Origin of the sequence: Actinoplanes solisilvae, from assembly GCF_003999975.1 — a bacterium.
GTDB lineage: Bacteria > Actinomycetota > Actinomycetes > Mycobacteriales > Micromonosporaceae > Actinoplanes > Actinoplanes solisilvae.
Window position 1 is genome coordinate 1 of the sequence record NZ_RJAC01000004.1, and the last position, 17,763, is coordinate 17,763.

A 17,763-nucleotide genomic window follows, 5' to 3' on the forward strand; every position below is an offset into this window, starting at 1 on the left:
CCGGCAGCGGCACGATCTTTCAGCAGGACTCAACGTCCAGGAACTCTGAGTGCTCGTCCGCCGGCGGCTACCTACCCACCAGGAGTTTGCCCGATGGCGTGCTCCCAGAACTCATTAGGTAACGGCATCGGCGAACGATCTAGGATCGCGCGGTGAGTGACAACCTGCACCCCGTCCGCACGGTGACGGTCGGCCACCTGTCGGCCGACATCGACGAAGATCTCGCGCCGATCATCGAGGTGATCTGGCGGCTCGGGCTGACCACCTGGACCTGCTGCCAGGACGCGGGGGAGAGCAACGCCGACTGGCCGAAGCAACTGCCGCACATGGCCCCGATCATCGCCGCGCAGGTCGGCTGGTCCTACATCGACTTCCCGGTCGACGACGGGCTGGCGTTCCTCACCGGGCTCGCCCAGGCCGGGCCCCGCGACGACTTCTACCTGCGGATGACGCACTGGGCCGCCCCCGACTCGTGGGACGTGTCCGCGCGTCCGTGGGATCCGGCGATTCTCGACCCGACGCGCGAATCGCGGTTCGGGCTCAAGCTGCTGCTGGTCCGCTTCCCGAACTACGACCGGCCCGAGATGCTGCACCGCCTGACCGCGTACGAGGCCGGCGCGCTGACGGTCCCCGGCCCGATCGACCGTTCGAGCATGACGCCGCAGGGCTGATTCCCGACACTTCCCGGCACGCGGCGCCGTCCACACTGGCGGGATGCGGCTCGCCCTGATCCTGGTGCTGTCGTCGGCGCTGCTGCACGCCCTGTGGAACGTGTTGCTCGCGAACGCGCCCAAGGGCTTCGACGTGAACATCGCCGCCAACGCGCTCGGGTTCGCCGCGTGGACGCCGCTCGCCCTGATCCGGTGGCGGGTCGACGAGGCGGCCTGGGGCTATCTGGCCGTTTCGGCGTGCTTCTCAGCGACCTATTTCCTGCTGCTGAACGTCGCGTACGCCCGGGCGCCCGTGCACGCCGCCTATCCGGTCGCGCGCGGGCTTGCCCCCGTACTGCTGCTGGTCCTGGCCTCGTCGATCGCGGGCCGCGTCGACCCGCGGGCCGGGCTGGGGGTTCTGATCATCAGTGCCGGGATCCTGCTCACCGCGTCCGGCGCCGACCGCCGCTCGATTCTGGCCGCAGCGCCGGTCGCGGTCTCGCTGACCTGCTACACGTACGTGGCCTCGCTGGGCTTGAAGCATGCCGACCCGGCCACGTACTTCTGGCTGAGCATGGCCCCGCTCATCGTCATCGCGACCGTGTCGAGGCTTTTCACCGATGCGGCAGCGTTCACGGTTCACCTGCGGCCGGTGACGTTCGCGATCGGGCTGGGGTCGGTCGGCGCGCACGGGCTCATGCTCGCGGCCCTGTCGCTGGTCACGGCCGCGCAGGTTCCGGCGATCGCGGCCCTGCGCGAGACCGGCATCCTCTTCGTCGTCGCCCTGTCGTGGCTGACCGTCCGCAAGATGGCGGCTCACACCGCCGTGGGCGCCCTGCTGATCTTCGGCGGCGTCGTGGTGCTGGCGATCAACTGAGGACCGGTCCGCCCCGGCCGGTGGCGGCCTCGATGACCGCGACCGGCGACAGCACCGCGACCGTGTGCTCGAGCGCGGCCGCGGGCACCGACGGCTCGACGTCCAGGGCCCGCTGCAGGTCGAGCAGGTGCACGGTCGCCTCGACGATGCCGATGCTCAGCACCTCGTCGAGCCGCAGCCGTGCCAGGCCGAAATAGTCGATCACGACGTCGCCGAGCCCTCGCACCGTGACCAGCGCGCGCGGCCCGACCGTGGCGAACGCGTCGACCAGTTCCGCCGGCGTGTGCTGGGCCGCGTCGGCCACGGCGCGGTCCGCCGTCGCCGCGCGGGCGACGTGGGCCACCCCACCGGGCGCGTTGAACTCCCGCAACAACTCACCCGCCGTCGCATGGGTCGGCGGCGCGTCGCGCACCTGGGTGACGACGTAGGCCAGGCCGTGGGGCCAGCTCGACGTGTGGCCGAACAGGTCGCGCACAGTCCACGGCACCAGCCGCGTCGGCAACGGCCATTGGGGTTCGGACAACGCCGCGCCGTGCGCGGCCCAGGTCTCCCACAGCGAGGCGAGCGTGGCGGCGCGGCTCATGTCCCGATCAAACCATGCGACGGCAACGTCCGCGCCGGGCCGGAGCAACCGTCGCGCACCCGGGGCGGCCCAGCCTGGAGTCTAAACCCCCGCACAAGGAGTTACCCCATGCGCCTACGCCGCGCTGTCATCACCGCGGTCGCCGTCGCCGGGATTGCTGTTCCCGTCGTCTCGACCGCCGCCGTCGCCTCCGCCGGCTCATCCCCCGCCCCGATCAGCGCCACCAAGTCCAAGCCCACCAAGAAGCCCGTACGTTTCGAGGCGTCCGGCGCCGTGACCGGCGTCAACGCGGCCACGCGGGTCGTCACCCTGCAGTCGAAGGGCAAGAAGACCGTCGTCACCGAGGTGACCGTCGCCGCGAACGCCTCGATCGTCGTCAACGGCGTCAGGACCTCCCTGGCCGCCGTCGGCCCCGGCCAGTGGATCGTCGTCACCGGCACCCGCACCGGCAGCGCGTTCACCGCCACCAAGCTGGTCGTCAAGGGCAAGAGGAGCGGCGTGACCCCGCGCCCGACGCCGACGCCGACCCCGAACGCCACGCCGACCACGACCCCGAGCCCGTCCTCGTCCCCGTCCGACGGCGAGCACAGTGAAGACCCGGACGACGATCACGGGCACCACACGAGCCCTCACCAGTGACCGGAAGGGGGCGCCGTGGCGGCGGCGCCCCCTCCTCAGCGGGGCGTTCTCCGCTGGATCCAGGCGCGCAGCAGCCACTCGGCGGGGCCCTGCCGGAACCGTCTCAGCCACCAGGCGCTGTACGCGAGCTGGGTCGCGTAGATCAGCAGGGCGATCAGCACGGTCGCGGCCGGTGAGGTGCGGCCGGCCAGGCCCAGTCCGACGCCGGTGAAGACCAGCACGCACAGCAGGGACTGGCCGAGATAGTTCGTCAGGGCCATGCGTCCGGCCGGGGCCACCAGGGCGGCCAGACGTGCGCGCCTCGAGAACAGGCGCAGCAGCGAGGCGGCGTACGCGGCGGCGAGGAACGGGGCGGTGGCGACGCTGACCGCGAGCCCGGTGAGGTTGGCCGTGCCACCGCCGACCGCGAACACGAGACCGCCGGCCAGGCCGACCGGGTAGCCGACCCGTTCGCAGCGACGCAGCAGATCCTCATGGGCGGGCACATCGGTGAGCAGGCGCTGCTTGCCGGCGGCCAGACCGACGAGGAAAGCGGCGAATGCGAGCGGCCCCTGCACGGCCAGGGCGCCGATCATCGCCGGCATCGAGCGCACGTGCTCCAGCACGACGTCACCGAATCCGCCCTGCAGGGCCAGCGTCGAGCGGGCGCCGGCCTCCGCGTCCGTCGTCAACGCGGCCCCGAGGACGGCGGCGAGCGCGGCTCCGAAGGCGATCACGCCGATGATCGCGGCAGCCGCGCGCAGCGCCGTGCGAGCCTCGATCCGGTGCACGGCCAGCAGAGCAAAGCCGAGCAGGGCGTACGTGGTGAGGATGTCCCCATGGAACAACAGCACCGCGTGCAGCGCGCCCAGCGCGAACAGGCCGTACAGCCGTCGCCGGAAACTGGAGCCGAACGAGGCCCCGCGCCGGGACGCCGAGCCGAGTTGCAGGGTGAAGCTGTAGCCGAACAGGAACGAGAACAGCAGGTACGCCTTCATCGTGAACAGCAGTTCGCCCAGGCCGACCACGAGCCGGTCGAACGCGCCGTGGGCCGGATCGTCGACCAGGTGGAACGCGAAGCCGGAGCTGAAGAACACGATGTTGGCCATCAGTATGAACAGCAGCGCACTGCCTCGCAGCGCGTCCACGACGGTGATCCGTCCGGTGTCGACAGCGGTTGTCATGGCTTCCACGCTCGCGCCGGCCGGCTGTTTCGGGCAGTATTTTCGTCACGCGAGATGTCGTGACGAAATTCGCCGGAGGTGCCGGTCATCAGTTGCGCCGAGTGCGGCGACGAGCTTCCGGCCGCGGCCGGTCGAGGGCGGCCCCGGCGCTACTGTTCGCGGCGCTGCCAGGCCCGCGCCTACCGCCGCCGCCGCGACGACGGCTCGTCGAGGCGGCTCCCGTCCGCGCTTCGCGGCAGTGGTTCCTCGGGGCGCCTGTCCGCCGCGCTCCCGGGCGACGACGAGAGCCTCGTGGCCCTCGCGATCGGCCTCGCCGACGAGCTGGGGCCGGCGGCCCTGTCGGTCCGGCTTCTCGCCGACCGCGCCGGCCTCCCGGTCCACCTGGTCTACCAGCGGATCGGCAACCGCGCCGACCTGCTCCGGGACATGGCCGAGCGCGTCCTCGACGCGAACGTCCCGGCGTCCGGCTCGCACGAGCCGCGAGACCGGCTCGGTGAGCTGGCCCGTGCCGAGTGGAGCCTCTATCGTCGGCATCCCTGGCTGCTGACGGTCCTCGCCACCGACCGGCCGCCGGTCGGCCCCGCCGTCCTGGCGACGGTCGACCGGGTCGTGGCGGCGCTCGTCGAGGCCGGCTTCGACCCCGCCGACGCCTATCGCGGTTATCTCGTCCTGAGCGGCTACGTCCAGGGCATGGCCCTGCTCATCGATCCTGAACCGGCCGCCACCAGCGCCCGCGCCTGGCGCGCCGCGACCCGCCGCCGCCTCGAACACACCGGCCGCCTGGAGCGCCGGCCCTGGCTGGCCGAGGCCACCCGCGGCGACCCCGGCACCGAGCTCGACGCCTGGTTCGAGTTCGGCCTGGACCGTCTGCTCGAGGGCCTGCTGACGCGCTAACGGGCCTTCGCCGTGGAGGTCGTGCCACCCGGCTCTGGTTGCGGACGGGCGGCGCGGCGGCTATTCGTCGAAGCGTGTCCAGGGGAAGTCGTACTTGCGCAGTGGGGCGAGGGTTTCCCGATCGCGGGCGGCGAAGGCGACCATCGCCTCACCCTCGCTGGCGCAGACGCTCGCGAGCAATCCGGGGGCGGCGTAGAAGAGATCGGCTGTGTAGGTCGGGAGCCACGGGCTCAGCGGCACCGGGCGCAGGAAGTCCCGGAGCGGATCGAGGCGCTCGACCGGCATGACCCGGCTCCAGGCGTTGAAGGGCGCGAGGCCGGTCGCCGCATGGAGGGTGAACTGCAGGAGGAAGCGGCTGAGTGGTTCCGCCTCGAGGATCGTCTCCGGGTTCGGGTCGAACCAGGGATCCTCGGTGAGCCACACGCGGGGGTCGGTGTCAGTCGATGGCCAGCGGATCGACCAGTCTCGGACATGCTGGTTCTCCACCGCGAAGACCAGCAGCTCGCCGTGCGGCCTTGACACCTGCCACGGGCGCGGCACTATCGGGTTGCTGAAGCGGTACAGGGCGGGGCGGTGGCGGGCGAGGCGATGAAAGGCCGCGAGCGACCGTGGCAAATCCGCGAGCTGGTCCTCGGTGGGTGCGTCCGGGTCGGCCTTCGCGTCCTCAGCGCCGTACCAGCCGAGCACGAGCATCTCCAGAGCGCGATCAGGGTCCGTGTTGACGAGATCGATCCAGTCGACGGACATCGGCGACCGGGCGCCGGTCTCAGGGGTCATGCACGCACACCCTAGGCGTGCACTCCGGCCACCGCGATCAGGCCGTCGGCGAACGTGCGGCGCCAGTTCACGTAGTCGTGGCCGCCCGAGTACTCGGCGTACGAGACGCTGTAGCCGTGGCGGCGCAGAGCGTCGCGCATCGAGCGGTTGACGTCCACCTGGGACAGCTCGCCCGTCGTCTCGAAGGTGCCCACGTCGAGGTAGAAACGCAGGTCGGCCGGCGGCCGCGTGGCGACGGAGCGGATCAGGCGGCCGGGGTCGTCCTCGGGCCACCAGAAGCTGCCCGACTGCGAGATCACGGCGCCGAAGTCGGACGGGGCGTCCAGGGCGATCGCCGCCGCGGCCAGCCCGCCCCGGGAGGAGCCGGCGATGATGTTGGCCCGGCCGTCGACGCCGGCGCCGAGCGACTCCCGCGCCCACGGGAGCAGCGTGCCGGTGACGAACGCGCCCATGTCGGAGCCCGGGGTCAGCAAGGCGTCGCGGGTGGCCGCGTAGCTGTCGATGAACAGGGCCACGACCGGTGGGATCTCTCCGGCGGCGATGAGGTTGTCGAGGATGGTCGGCACGTGCTGGGCTGTGCGGGCCGTCCAGCCGTCGAAGATCACCAGGACGGGCAGGCCGTCGGCCGGGGTGCCCGCGGGGCGATAGACCGTGACCGGCCGGGACAGTGGCGCCTCGGTCAGAGATCCCGCCGGGACCCCGGGGCGGACGGCCAGCCAGGGTTCGGGCGGCGCGTCGGGCAGGGCGATCACCGACGCCCACTGGTCGATGTTGTCGTCGGGGTCGGCCGGGTCGGCCTCGAAGCGCAGCCGGGCCGGGTTGAGCGCGTCGATGTGGACCCGGCCGCGGCCCGAGTCGTCGGTCGGCAGTGTGGGGTCGCCGTCGTGGACCAGGCAGTACATGGTGACCAGGTCGGACGGGACCACTCGGGTCGCGTGCCACAGGTTGGTGCCGGTCAGACGGTCGAGCTCGACGTCGAGTCCCCACCAGACCCTGGTCGTGCGGGCCTGGCCGCGCCACAGGAACGTCACCAGCCGTGAGTCGTCCCGCCACGGTTCGACCAGGGGCGTGCCGGACGCCGTGACCTGTTCCCAGAACGCGTCGACCGAGCTCGGGTCGTCGAGCAGGCGGGCGATCTGCGGACTCAGCACGGCGGCACTCCCGGGGTGGGCGGAGGGTGAGCGATCCGCCACCGAGAGTTCCAAGTGGATCTTGGAATGTCAAGACGCGCGTCTATCTCGCGTACGCGGAAAGCCCCGTGAGCAGCGCGGAAAGCCCCGCCTTGGCGTCCGCGAACAGCATCGCCGTGCGGGGGTCGGTGTAGAGCTCGTTGTCGATGCCGGCGTAGCCGTGGCCGAGCGAGCGCTTGATGACGATCACGCTCTTGGCCTTGTCGACGTCGAGGATCGGCATGCCCGACACCGGGTTGCCGGGCCGTCGCGCCGCCGGATTCGTCACGTCGTTCGCGCCGATCACCAGCACCACGTCCGTACGGGGGAAACCGGGGTTGCTCTCCTCCAGGTCGGCGAGCTGTTCGTAGGGCGCGTTCGCCTCCGCGAGCAGCACGTTCATGTGTCCCGGCATGCGCCCCGCGACCGGATGGATCGCGTACGACACCTCGACGCCGTGTGCGGTCAGCGCCTGGGCCAGCGCCACCGCCTCGTGCTGCGCCTGCGCCGCGGCGAGACCGTAGCCGGGCACGATCACGACCCTTCCCGCGTACGCCAACTGGATCGCCGCGTCGTCGGCGGTGATCTCGCGGACCGGCGCCGAACCCGTCCCGGCCGTCACCGCGATGGCGTCGCCGGTCCCGTAGCCGCCCGCCATGATCGCGCTGATCGGCCGGTTCATGGCGTCGGCCATCAGCTTGGTCAGGATCGCACCGGCCGCCCCGACCAGCGCGCCCGCGATGATCAGCGGGGTGCTCTCCAGCACGAACCCGGCCATCGCCACGGCCGTGCCGGTGAACGCGTTGAGCAGCGAGATCACGACCGGCATGTCGGCCCCGCCGATCGGCAGCGTCAGCAGCACCCCGCCGATCAGCGCCGCCACCGCCGCACCCCAGAGCGCGGGCGCGCCCCCGTCGAAGCCGATCACCAGCACCGCCATGACCGCCGCGAACACGATCAACGCGAGCGAGACGACCCGGCCGAACGGGACGATCAGCGGGCGGCCGGGCACACGGCCGGCGAGCTTGCCCGAGGCGATCAGGGAGCCGCTGAACGTGACCGCGCCGATCAGCACGTCGAGCACGCCGGTCACCTCGGCCTGGGTGGTCGCCGGGTGCTCGCCCAGCGCGATCAGGGCCGCCGCGCCGCCGCCGACGGCGTTGAACAGCGAGACGAGCTGAGGCATCGCCGTCATCCGCACGACGCGGGCGGCCACCAGCCCGGCCACCGCCCCCGCGGCCGTGCCGAGGCCGAGCGCCCAGGCGGCGTACGCGTTGATCTCGCCGTTGTTGACGAGGACCGCCACGGTCGTCAGGATCGCCACGCCCATGCCGGCCGCCGAGACCTGGTTGCCGCGGCGGGCGGTGGCGGGCGCGTTCATCAGGTGCAGCCCGGCCACGAAGGCCGTCGCGCAGGCCAGGTAGACGAGATGAACGACGGTGTCGAAGGCGGTCACGACCGGCTCCGGAACATCGCCAGCATGCGGTCGGTCACGACGTAGCCGCCGGCCACGTTCATCGCGCCGAAGAACGCGGCCACGGCCAGCAGGGCATAGCCGGCCGGGGTGCTGATCGTGGCGGCCAGCAGCATGACCCCGACGAGCACGACGCCGTGGATCGCGTTCGCGCCCGACATCAGCGGCGTGTGCAGCGTCGCCGGCACCTTGCTGATCACCTCGAACCCGACGAGCAGCGCGAGCGTGAAGACGGTCAGGTCGGCCAGCAGCAACGGGCTCATCGGGTCTCCTTCTGGTAGTCGCGCAGCCGGGGGTGCACGACGTCGCCGCCGTGGCAGACCAGCACGGCCGCCTGCACCTCGTCGGCCGGGTCGAGCCGCACCACCCCGTCGGTCATCAGGTGCGCCAGCAGGGCAACAGCATTTCGGGCGTACGCCGTGGAGGCCGCGACCGGCACCGTCGAGGCGAGGTTGGGAGCGCCGATGACGGTGACGCCGTGATCGGTGACCGTGCGCGTGTCGGGTGCCGAGCCCGCGACGTTGCCCCCGCCCAGGTCGAGCACCACCGACCCCGGCCGCATGGCCGCGAGCGCGGTCGACGAGACCAGCAGCGGCGAACGGCCGCCGGGCACCTTCGCGGTCGTGATCACGACGTCGAAGCGGGGGACGGCCTGGTCGAGGGCCCGCAGCTGGGCGGCGGCCGCGTCGTCGGCGAGCTGCTGGGCGTAGCCGTCGCCGGAGGCCTGCGAGACGACGGCCTGTGAGCCCGGGGCCTGCGTGACGGTGGCCTGTGAGCCCGGGGCCTGCGTGACGGTGGCCTGCGAGCCCGGGCCCTGCGTGACGGTGGCCAGGTCGAGCACGGCCGCGCCGGTCGAGGCGATGTCGCCGCGGGCCGCCTCGCGCACGTCGTAGCCGGTGACCAGCGCGCCGAGCCGCCGCGCGGTGGCGATCGCCTGCAGCCCGGCCACCCCCGCCCCGAGCACGAGCACCTGCGCCGGTTTGGTCGTGCCGGCCGCGGTGACCAGCATCGGGAAGAACCCGCCGTACGCCTCGGCGGCCAGCAGCGCGGCCTTGTAGCCGGCCACATTGGCCTGCGAGGTGAGCGCGTCCATCGGCTGGGCCCGGCTCAGCGTGCGGGGCAGCAGGTCGAGGCTGACCGCGGTCACGCCCTGGGCGGCCAGCGACTCGGCGAGGGCGGGGTCGCCGAGCGGGTCGAGCAGCCCGATCAGCAGGCGACCGGCGGGCAGGGCACCGACGTCATCCGGCGGCCGGACGCACAGCAGGACGTCGCTCTCGGCGTACACCTGGGGTCTCGTGCCGATCTCGGCCCCGGCGGTCGTGTAGTGGTGGTCGTCGAACCAGGCGGAGCGTCCCGCGCCCGTCTCGATCAGGACCCTGACGTCGTGGCGCCGCAGACGGGTGACGCCGTCCGGGGTCACCGCCACGCGGCGTTCGCGGCCGGCGGTCTCGCGCAGCACTCCCACTGTCGTCATCGACATCCTGAAGCCCTATCACCTTCAAGGGGGCGCGGGCTACCCGCGATTTTGATCAGGTTCAGCCGCTAAGGTCGCCGCATGGCGGAACGGGTGGACGACGGTGTCTGGTCTCTGCAGGGCGAAACGGTCACCCTGCCGGTGGAGATCACGTCGGCCCGGTTGACCGCCGCCGTGTTCACGACCCCGGTCGCGAGGGCCTCCGAGGTTCTCGGCCCGGCTCCCCTGCGCCCGTTCGCGCTGTTCGGCCGCGCGATCGGCATGATCATGTGCCTGCACTACGACGAGTGGGCGCTGAAGACGTACGACGAAGTGGGTGTGGGTCTGCTGGCGCGGGGACCGGACGGGCCGCCCGGGCTGCACCTGGTCGACCTGCCGGTGACCGGGGCCTTCACCCGCGAGGCCGGGCAGGACTTCTGGGCCCTGCCGAAGTGGCTGATGGACGCCGACCTGCGCTTCTCGAAGATGGAGACCGACGTCGTGGTGCGCGATCGGGCCGGCGAGGTGATGCGGGCGTCGTTCCGGCACGGCCGGGTGCGGCTGCCGTTCGCGATCCGGGCCGCCCTGCCGTCGTGGTCCTATCTGGAGCACGGCTCGCAGGCCGGGCGTCTGCTGCGCGGCCGGCTACCGATGCGACTGTCGGGCGTGCGGGTGGGCCGAGGCGATTTCCGGGTACGCCTCGGCGCGCACCCGATGGCCGAGAGGATGACGGCGCTCGGCATGACGGGCCGGCCTCTGCTCACCGTGCACGCCGACCGCCTGCACGGCCCGCTCGGCGAATTCACCCCGGTCGCCTGATTCCCTCAACCGTGGCCCTCGCGGTGCCGATCTGCTCGTCGCGAATCATCGGACGAGAGGCACGGGGATCATGGGACTGGTGGGAGCGTTCGACAACCGCTCGCTGCGGACGAAGATCGGGTCGGCGGTGCTGGCGGGAACGCTCAGCGGCGTCGTCGTGGGCGGGGTCGCGCTGGTCACGCTGCGCGAGCAGAACACCGACAGCGCCGCCGCGCAGCGCGCGAGCATCGCGGTCGGGTCGGCCGCCGCCGCGTTCGGCAAGAACATCGAGTCGTTCAGCGGCAATCAGTCCGGGCTGCGGCTCTACCCGTCGCTGGCCGACGTCATCGGCAAGAAGATGGCCGCCGACAAGACCGCGGTGCAGGACGCGCTGAACCGGCTGCGCACGTCGTTCGCCGGGGACGCCGAGGGCACGGCGGCCGTCGAGAAGGCCGCCGTCGACTGGGCCGCGTTCCTGAAGTTCATCTCGGCCGACCACACCGGCGACGCTCAGGCCCTCGCCACCTACAACAAGCTGTACGGCGCGCTCGACGCCGACCAGGTCACGCTCGACCGGCTGGCCGCCGCGCGGGCCGAGACGGCGATCGCCGCGGGCGAGTCGGCGGCGAGCCGTGCGACCTGGACGATCGCCGGGGTGCTCGGGCTGGGCGTGCTGGCCAGCCTGCTGCTCGGGTTCCGCGTGGCCGGCCGGGTGCGCCGCACCGTCGGCGCGGTGGCCCGGGTCGCCGAAGGGCTGGCCGAGGGCGACCTGACCCGTACGTCGGGGGTGACCGCCCACGACGAGGTGGGCCGCATGGCCGCCGCGCTCGACCAGGCCGTCGCCCGGCTGCGCCAGGACGTGGTGACCCTCGCGGGCAACGCCGGCACGCTGCACTCGGCCGCCGGTCAGCTCACCTCGGTGTCGGGCGCGGTCGACGCGGCCGCCTCCGCCGCCTCGCAGCAGGCCGGCACGGTCGCCGCCGCGGCCGAGGCCGTGTCGCACAACCTGCAGGTCGTCTCGTCCGGCTCGCAGGAGATGGGCTCGGCGATCCGCGACATCAGCGTCTCGACCACCGAGGCGTCCGAGGTCGCCGTGCAGGCCGTCGAGGTCGCGTCGGCCACCAACGCGATCGTCGCCCGGCTCGGCGAGTCGTCCAGCGAGATCGCCGAGGTGGTCAAGACGATCACCGCGATCGCCCAGCAGACGAACCTGCTCGCGCTCAACGCCACCATCGAGGCGGCCCGCGCCGGGGAGGCCGGCAAGGGCTTCGCGGTCGTGGCCGGCGAGGTCAAGGACCTGGCCCAGGAGACGGCCACGGCGACCGAGGACATCGCCCGCCGGGTGCAGGCCATCCAGAGCGACACCAGCGGCGCGGTCGCCGCGATCGGCGAGATCTCGGCGATCATCGAGCGGATCAACGGCATCCAGATGACTATCGCCTCGGCGGTCGAGGAGCAGACCGCGACCACGCACGAGATGAACCGCACCCTGTCGGAGGCGGCGTCGGGCGCGGGTGACATCGCGGCCACCATCGGCGGCGTGTCGGCGGCGACGAAGCGTACGACCGACACGGTCGGCGACACCCGGCACGCGGCCGACGACCTGGCCGGCACGGCGACCCAGCTGCAGAGCCTGGTCTCGCGTTTCCGCTACTGAACGCGGACGCGCCCGGCTCAGTGCTCGAAGGCGTGGGCCATCGAGGCCTGCTCCTCGAGCACTTCGCCGATGCGGGCCTGCACGGTGTCGAGCTGGGCGATCGTCTCGCTGGTGGTGCGGATGCCGCCGGCCACCGACTCGGCGCTCGACTGCAGCGCGGCGATCTGCTCGGAGACCTTCTTGGTGGCCTCGGCGGTCTCGCGGGCGAGTTCCTTGACCTCGCCCGCGACGACCGCGAAGCCCTTGCCGATCTCGCCCGCCCGGGCCGCCTCGATGGTGGCGTTCAGGGCGAGCAGGTTCGTCTGATCGGCGATCGACGAGATGATCTGGATGACGTCGCCGATGGCCGCCGACGCGTCGTTGAGCGAGGCCACGTCGCCGGTCATGTCCGAGGCCCGCCCGACCGCCTCGTCGGCGACGCTGCTCGCGTCGGCGGTGGCCGTGCGCAGCCGCGAGACCGTGTCGAGCAGGGCGCGGGCGTTGTGGGCCGAGGCCTCGGCGCCGCGCACCACGTCGAGCCGTTGCGACACGAGCTGCTGGACGTTGCGCAGCGCGTCCATCCGCGAGTCGGACAGCTCGACGAACTCGGTGGTGAAGAAGTCCATCGTGCCGACGATGCGGTCGCCGCTGGAGATCGGGAAGCAGACCCCGGAGCGTACGCCCGCCCGCTGCGCCGCCGGAGCCCGGACGCAGTCGGTGAGCTGGCCGATGTCGCGTACGAAGACCAGGTCGCGGGCCCGCCACGCGCGTCCGGAGAGGCCGACGCCCTCGGCGAACGTGGCCGCCAGGGTCACCTTCTTGAACTCCTCGCCCGCCTCGCCCGACTCGACCCGGAAGCGCAGCACGTTCTCGTCATCGTCGATCTGCCAGTACGAGCCGTACGCCCAGTGGAAGGCGGTGCGTACCGCGTCGAGCGCCGCCCGCAGCGCGACCGACGAGTCGTTGGTGTTCCCGAGGGCGGTGACCACGTTGGTGACGGCGAGCCGGTCGTCGGCGATCTGGCGGGTGAAGTACGCGGTCAGGGCGGCCACGCGGGCCTGCTCGGCGACCCGGGCGATGGCGCCCCACTTGCTGATCAGGGCGGCGTCGGGGGAGACGTCGTTGCGGGTGAAGTATTCGAGCGCCGCCGTGACCCGCCCGCTCTTGGAGATCGGGACGACGGTGCAGGCCTTGGCGCCCGAGCGCACCGCCGTGCCGAACCGGGCGTCGCTGCCCACGGCCGACTCGTTGGCATAGACCGCGTGCCCGCCGCGGATCGCCTGCTGGAGGAGCCCGGGGACGCCGCCGCTGCCGAGGGTGCCGGCCAGGCGGCCGCACTCGTACTCCAGGCGGGGCGTGCCGTTCTCGACGAGCCAGACGGCCACGTACTCCAGGTCGTAGAACTCCAGATACGTGGAGGCGTAGATGCGCCAGCTACTGGCCTCGTCGGTGACGCCCTCGAGGTTGTTGACCAGCTCTTCGAGCGCCTCGATGTCACGTGGTGGCTGGCGCTGCACTGTGGGCTGGTCCTCAGCGCGCTTCCCGAACAGACCCATGGCGTCAGGCTACGGAGTGATATGCGCTCTTTACGGCACTATCAGCTTTTCGTGCCGACCAGCTCGCTCAGCGCCTCGTCGAAGATCTCGTGGTGGCGATCGACGTCGGCCGCCGTGGTCTGCGGGGCCATCAGGGCCATGTTATGGAACGGGGTCAGCAGCACGCCGCGGTTCGCCAGGTAGACGTGCAGGAAGTCCTCGAGCTCGGGGTCGGCCGCGGCGGCCGACTCGGTGCCGGTGCGCGGGGCGGGGTCGGTGAACCGGTATTCGACGCGAGCGCCGAGCTGACTGACCGACCACGGCACGGCGTACGCCTCAATGATCTTGCGGAGGCCCGAGGCGAACGCGGTCGCGGTGGAGATCATGCCGTCGAAGGCCCGCTCGGTGAGCACCTGGTCGAGGCAGGCGCGCGCGGCCGCCGTCGAGACAGGGTTGCCGGCCAGGGTGCCGCCGACGCCGCCCATGTCGACCAGGTCGAGGTCGGGCCGGCTGAGCAGGCGGTCGGCGAGTTCGGCGCTGAGACCGTACGCCCCGATCGGGATGCCGCCGGCGATCGCCTTGCCGATGGTGAGCACGTCGGGTTCGAGATTCCAGGCCGCGGTGGCCCCACCGGGACCGGCCGAGAACGTGTGGGTCTCGTCGTTGATCAGATAGGTGCCGTATCGCCTGGTCAGCTCGCGGACGCCCGCCAGATGACCAGGCTCGGGCAGGACGATGCCGATGTTGGTCAGGGCCGGCTCCATCAGCACCGCGGCGACGTCGCCATGGGCCAGTTCGCGTTCGAGGCCGGCCAGATCGTTGAACTCGGCGACCCGGCTCGTCGAAGTGACGTCGGTGGGCGCGCCGACGTTGCCCTCGCGGCTCTGCCCGCGCCCGTCGGGGCCGACCACGATCAGCGATTCGTCGACCGAGCCGTGGTAGCAGTAGCTGTTGACCAGGATCTTCGGACGGCCGGTGACGGCGCGCAGCAGGCGGATGGCCCACCGGTTCGCGTCGGTCGCGGTCAGGGCGAAGCTCCAGTACGGCACCCCGAAGCGCCGGGCCAGCTCGGCGCCGACGACCTCGGCGTCCTCGGTCGGCATCATCGTGGTGGCGCCGCCCAGCGTGGACAGGCGGTGGGTCACCGCGTCGACGACCGGGGCGGGGGAGTGACCGGCCATCGCCCCGGTGTCACCCAGGCAGAAGTCGAGGTAGTCGTGGCCGTCGACGTCGGTGACGCGGTTACCGGAGGCGCGCTCGAAATAGACGGGGAAACCGGCCGCGGTCTTGTTCATCCAGGTCATCGGGGTGCGGCCGAACAGGTGGGCCGAGCGCTGATAGGCGGCGGCCGAGCGGGGGTGGCGCTCGGCGAAGGTGGCGCGTTCGCGGGCGGTCAGGGCGGCTAGGCGGGCGCGGTCGACCCCGGAATCCGTCGGCATGGCGAGACGCTACCAACGTTTCCCGTGCCGAGGCGAGACCCTACTGCGGAATCAGTAGCTCCCTGATGCGTGGGCCGGCGGGCTCGTCGAGGGCCAGGACGACGCGGATCTTCCTGGCTTTCGGGTCCTCTTCCGTGCGACCGGTGGCGACGTCGACCCGTACGCCCAGATCGGGGGCCTCGGACGGGGTCACGTCGCCGATCGCGATCGCGGCCGCCAAAGGGTCGTGCAGGGGGACCTCTCGGAATCGCAAGCGCGGCTCGTACGAGTCGAAGTAGGCGGGCAGCATCGCGGCAATGGCCTCGTTCAAGGGGTTTCGGCTGGCGGCGAGGGCGGCTTTGTTGCGTTCATCCCATCTGTGCTGCATGGTCACGTCGAGGGGGACCAGGGTCAGCGGCCACGCGGCCTCGAAGACCTCCTTGGCGGCCTGCGGGTCGTCGGCGATGTTGGCCTCGGCCTCGCCGGTGACGTTGCCCGGAACGCGGACGGCGCCGCCCATGACGGTGACGCTCTTGACCAGGTCGGGGAGCCGGGGTTCGTTACGCAGGGCGGCGGCGAGATTTCCGCACGGGCCGGTGGCGATCACGACCAGCTCACCCGGATGTCCGCGCGCGAGTTCGATCAGCATTTCTTCGGGCGTACGAGGGTCAGGCCGCGCGCCCTCGGGCAGGACGACACCGCCGACGCCGTTGTCGCCGTGCGCGTCGGCCCCGCCCCGCCAGCGGCCCGCGCCGACCGCGACCGGGATGTCGTCGCGGCCGGCCAGCCGCAGCAGCCCCCTCGTGTTGACCGAGGCCTGCACGGCCGAGGTGTTGCCGTTGACCGTGCCGATGCCCTCGATCGTGACGTCGTCGTGGGCGAGCAGCAGGGCGATCGCGATGGCGTCGTCGATGCCGGTGTCGCAGTCGAGGTAGATGCGCATGGTCATGATCCTGACGTCCCTGTCCTCACGATGCCGGCGTCTGTTGCCCGAACGCGGTGAAGAATTTGTCGCGGAAGTCACTCATCGGCCACACCGGGGAGTCGGGCTGCGGGCGCAGACCGTCGGCCCAGCCCCAGCTCGTGATGCGGTCGAGCACCTTCGGGTCCTTCGCGAGCACGGTGATCGGCACGTCGTGGCTGGCGCCCTCACCGGCCGCGATCGGGGACGGCTGGTGGTCGCCGAGGAACACCATCACGAGGTTGTCGTCGCCGTACTGCCGCACCCAGTTGATCAGCGAGGTGAGCGAGTAGACGATCGACCGCCCGTACTCGGCCCGGACCTTGCGGGGGTCGGCCCAGAGCGCGCCGGGCTTCTTGGCGTCGGTCACCATGCCGTTGTAGATCGAGCCGTCGCCCACCTGATTCCAGTCGGGCAGGTAGTCGGGGATCGGCGCCCACGGGGTGTGACTCGAGACCAGCGGCATCTCGACCATCAGCGGGCCGCGGCCGGGCTTCTTGTACTCGATCGTGTTGAGCTGCTTCAGTGTGTACTGGTCGGGCATCGGTGACCAGCTGAACTTCGGGCCCCGATAGCCGAGGTTGCGCGAGTCCCACACGGTGTCGTACCCGTAGAAGTTGCCCTCGGGCCAGGCCCGGGTCGCGCCCGGCATGACGCTGACCGTACGCCAGCTCGCGTCGCGGAACGAGCGGGTCAGGGTGAGCCGGTCGGTGGCGACCAGGTTCCGGTAGCGCTGCTCGTTGTTGATCCACAGGCCGGACTCGAAGGTGGAGTGGGCCAGCCAGCTGCCACCGCCGAATGTGGGGGAGGTGAGCCAGCCGCTGCGGGCGGCGAAACCGGCCTGGGCGAGCTGTGCGGTGCCCTGGTCGAGCACGGGGGTGACGGTGGGGGCCAGCGCGACGCCCTCGACGGCACTGCGGCCGTAGCTCTCGACGAAGGTGAAGATGACGTCCTTGCCCTTGAGGGCCGTGAGCATCTGCGCGGGAGGGACGGTCTTGAACGCATCGCTCTGCACCTCCTTGGCGAAGTTGGCCTCGTCACGCAGGCCGGCGCGGGCCTGGTGGGCGCGGTCCCAGGCATAGGTGGCGGTGCTGCGGGCGGCGACCGGGACCGCACCCCAGACGCTGACGCCCAGCGAGAAGGTGAGGGCCCAGGCGGCTCCGGCACCGGCGGCGGCGAACGCCGAGCGCTTGCGGTGGCGGGCGACGAGGGCGCCCACGCGCAGCACGGACCAGCAGGTCAGGGCGAGGATGCTGCCGATCAGGGCGACGATCACGGCGACGGCGGCGATCGCGGCGGGGCGGCCGTAGGAGTCGACCACGAAGCTGAACGCGTCGTCGAACAGCACCCAGTCGAGGACCGGGTCGAAGGGGCGGTTGAGCTCTTCGAAGAAGCCCATGTCGAGGCACTTCTCGATGACCAGAAGGCCGACGAGGACGCCGGTGATCACCGCGAAGATCTTGCGGGCCCGACCGGGGAGGACGACGAGCAGGCCGAGGATCACCGCTGCTTCGACCGGCAGGCGCAGCAGGGCCGGCGGGGTCAGGCGGGACAGGATGTTCGGGAAGATCAGTGCCACGAACAGGATCACCGCGGCGAGGATGGTCAGCGTTCGCTGCATCCCCGGTTTTTGGATGACCGTCTTGACGGTTTTTGCGATATTTGGGCGGGGCGCGGCTGGCGGGCCGTCCTGGATCTCGGGCACGCCAAGGGGAACGGATGGGCGGGCCCCAACG

At 71.7% G+C, this 17,763-nt stretch carries 17 protein-coding genes; 6 read left to right on the forward strand and 11 right to left on the reverse strand.

From position 1 onward, the window contains the following. The first annotated feature begins 152 nt into the window (after positions 1-152). Positions 153-671: a hypothetical protein gene (locus tag EER30_RS13330; protein WP_127500742.1), complete on the forward strand. Its 519-nt coding sequence runs from the start codon at positions 153-155 to the stop codon at positions 669-671. Between the two features lie 43 nt (positions 672-714). Next, positions 715-1,527 carry a hypothetical protein gene (locus EER30_RS13335; RefSeq protein ID WP_127500743.1) on the forward strand — a complete coding sequence of 271 codons (813 nt, stop codon included), beginning with the start codon at positions 715-717 and terminating at the stop codon, positions 1,525-1,527. Here the strand turns inward: EER30_RS13335 and EER30_RS13340 are convergent. After that, positions 1,520-2,110, reverse strand: coding sequence for a maleylpyruvate isomerase N-terminal domain-containing protein (locus EER30_RS13340; protein WP_127500744.1), 591 nt, complete (start codon positions 2,108-2,110; stop codon positions 1,520-1,522). The genes EER30_RS13335 and EER30_RS13340 overlap by 8 nt on opposite strands. A 108-nt stretch (positions 2,111-2,218) precedes the next feature. Here EER30_RS13340 and EER30_RS13345 point away from each other — a divergent pair, with 108 nt between their 5' ends. Continuing rightward, entirely contained in the window at positions 2,219-2,749 is a 531-nt protein-coding gene (locus EER30_RS13345) for a hypothetical protein (protein WP_127500745.1), read from the forward strand. A gap of 35 nt (positions 2,750-2,784) precedes the next feature. Here EER30_RS13345 and EER30_RS13350 read toward each other — a convergent pair whose 3' ends face one another. Further along, on the reverse strand, positions 2,785-3,912 hold the full coding sequence (locus EER30_RS13350; RefSeq protein WP_127500746.1) for a DUF418 domain-containing protein: 1,128 nt from the start codon (positions 3,910-3,912) through the stop codon (positions 2,785-2,787). 78 nt (positions 3,913-3,990) lie between these two features. On the opposite strand from EER30_RS13350, the gene EER30_RS13355 reads away from it, so the two are divergent. Further along, positions 3,991-4,806, forward strand: a complete 816-nt coding sequence (locus EER30_RS13355; RefSeq protein WP_127500747.1) for a TetR/AcrR family transcriptional regulator C-terminal domain-containing protein — start codon at positions 3,991-3,993, stop codon at positions 4,804-4,806. A gap of 60 nt (positions 4,807-4,866) precedes the next feature. On the opposite strand, the gene EER30_RS13360 is transcribed toward EER30_RS13355, so the two are convergent. From EER30_RS13360 to EER30_RS13380, 5 genes are all read right to left on the reverse strand, one after another. Then, positions 4,867-5,583 (reverse strand): hypothetical protein, encoded by a 717-nt coding sequence (locus EER30_RS13360; protein WP_127500748.1) that lies wholly within the window; start codon positions 5,581-5,583, stop codon positions 4,867-4,869. Between the two features lie 11 nt (positions 5,584-5,594). After that, positions 5,595-6,734: an alpha/beta hydrolase-fold protein gene (locus EER30_RS13365; RefSeq protein WP_240669996.1), complete on the reverse strand. Its 1,140-nt coding sequence runs from the start codon at positions 6,732-6,734 to the stop codon at positions 5,595-5,597. An 82-nt stretch (positions 6,735-6,816) separates the two neighbouring features. Further along, positions 6,817-8,208 carry an NAD(P)(+) transhydrogenase (Re/Si-specific) subunit beta gene (locus EER30_RS13370; protein ID WP_127500749.1) on the reverse strand — a complete coding sequence of 464 codons (1,392 nt, stop codon included), beginning with the start codon at positions 8,206-8,208 and terminating at the stop codon, positions 6,817-6,819. Then, on the reverse strand, positions 8,205-8,489 hold the full coding sequence (locus tag EER30_RS13375) for an NAD(P) transhydrogenase subunit alpha part 2 (protein ID WP_127500750.1): 285 nt from the start codon (positions 8,487-8,489) through the stop codon (positions 8,205-8,207). Before EER30_RS13375 ends, EER30_RS13370 begins: the two co-directional genes overlap by 4 nt. Next, positions 8,486-9,700 (reverse strand): NAD(P) transhydrogenase subunit alpha, encoded by a 1,215-nt coding sequence (locus EER30_RS13380; protein WP_127500751.1) that lies wholly within the window; start codon positions 9,698-9,700, stop codon positions 8,486-8,488. The genes EER30_RS13375 and EER30_RS13380 overlap by 4 nt, the downstream gene beginning before the upstream one ends. 81 nt (positions 9,701-9,781) lie before the next feature. Between EER30_RS13380 and EER30_RS13385 the strand changes: the two genes are divergently transcribed. Both EER30_RS13385 and EER30_RS13390 read left to right on the forward strand, forming a co-directional pair. Then, on the forward strand, positions 9,782-10,498 hold the full coding sequence (locus EER30_RS13385; protein WP_127500752.1) for an acetoacetate decarboxylase family protein: 717 nt from the start codon (positions 9,782-9,784) through the stop codon (positions 10,496-10,498). Between the two features lie 70 nt (positions 10,499-10,568). Then, positions 10,569-12,134: a methyl-accepting chemotaxis protein gene (locus tag EER30_RS13390; RefSeq protein ID WP_127500753.1), complete on the forward strand. Its 1,566-nt coding sequence runs from the start codon at positions 10,569-10,571 to the stop codon at positions 12,132-12,134. A gap of 17 nt (positions 12,135-12,151) precedes the next feature. On the opposite strand, the gene EER30_RS13395 is transcribed toward EER30_RS13390, so the two are convergent. The 4 genes from EER30_RS13395 to EER30_RS13410 are packed head-to-tail and all read right to left on the reverse strand — an operon-like array spanning position 12,152 to position 17,648. Continuing rightward, positions 12,152-13,669, reverse strand: a complete 1,518-nt coding sequence (locus EER30_RS13395; protein WP_127500754.1) for a methyl-accepting chemotaxis protein — start codon at positions 13,667-13,669, stop codon at positions 12,152-12,154. Between the two features lie 41 nt (positions 13,670-13,710). Further along, positions 13,711-15,087, reverse strand: coding sequence for a transaminase (locus EER30_RS13400; RefSeq protein ID WP_127500755.1), 1,377 nt, complete (start codon positions 15,085-15,087; stop codon positions 13,711-13,713). 40 nt (positions 15,088-15,127) lie between these two features. After that, a complete protein-coding gene (locus EER30_RS13405; RefSeq protein ID WP_127500756.1) occupies positions 15,128-16,009 on the reverse strand; it encodes a nucleoside hydrolase in 882 nt (293 codons plus the stop codon). A 25-nt stretch (positions 16,010-16,034) separates the two neighbouring features. Next, positions 16,035-17,648, reverse strand: coding sequence for an alkaline phosphatase family protein (locus EER30_RS13410; RefSeq protein WP_127500757.1), 1,614 nt, complete (start codon positions 17,646-17,648; stop codon positions 16,035-16,037). Positions 17,649-17,763 lie beyond the last annotated feature (115 nt).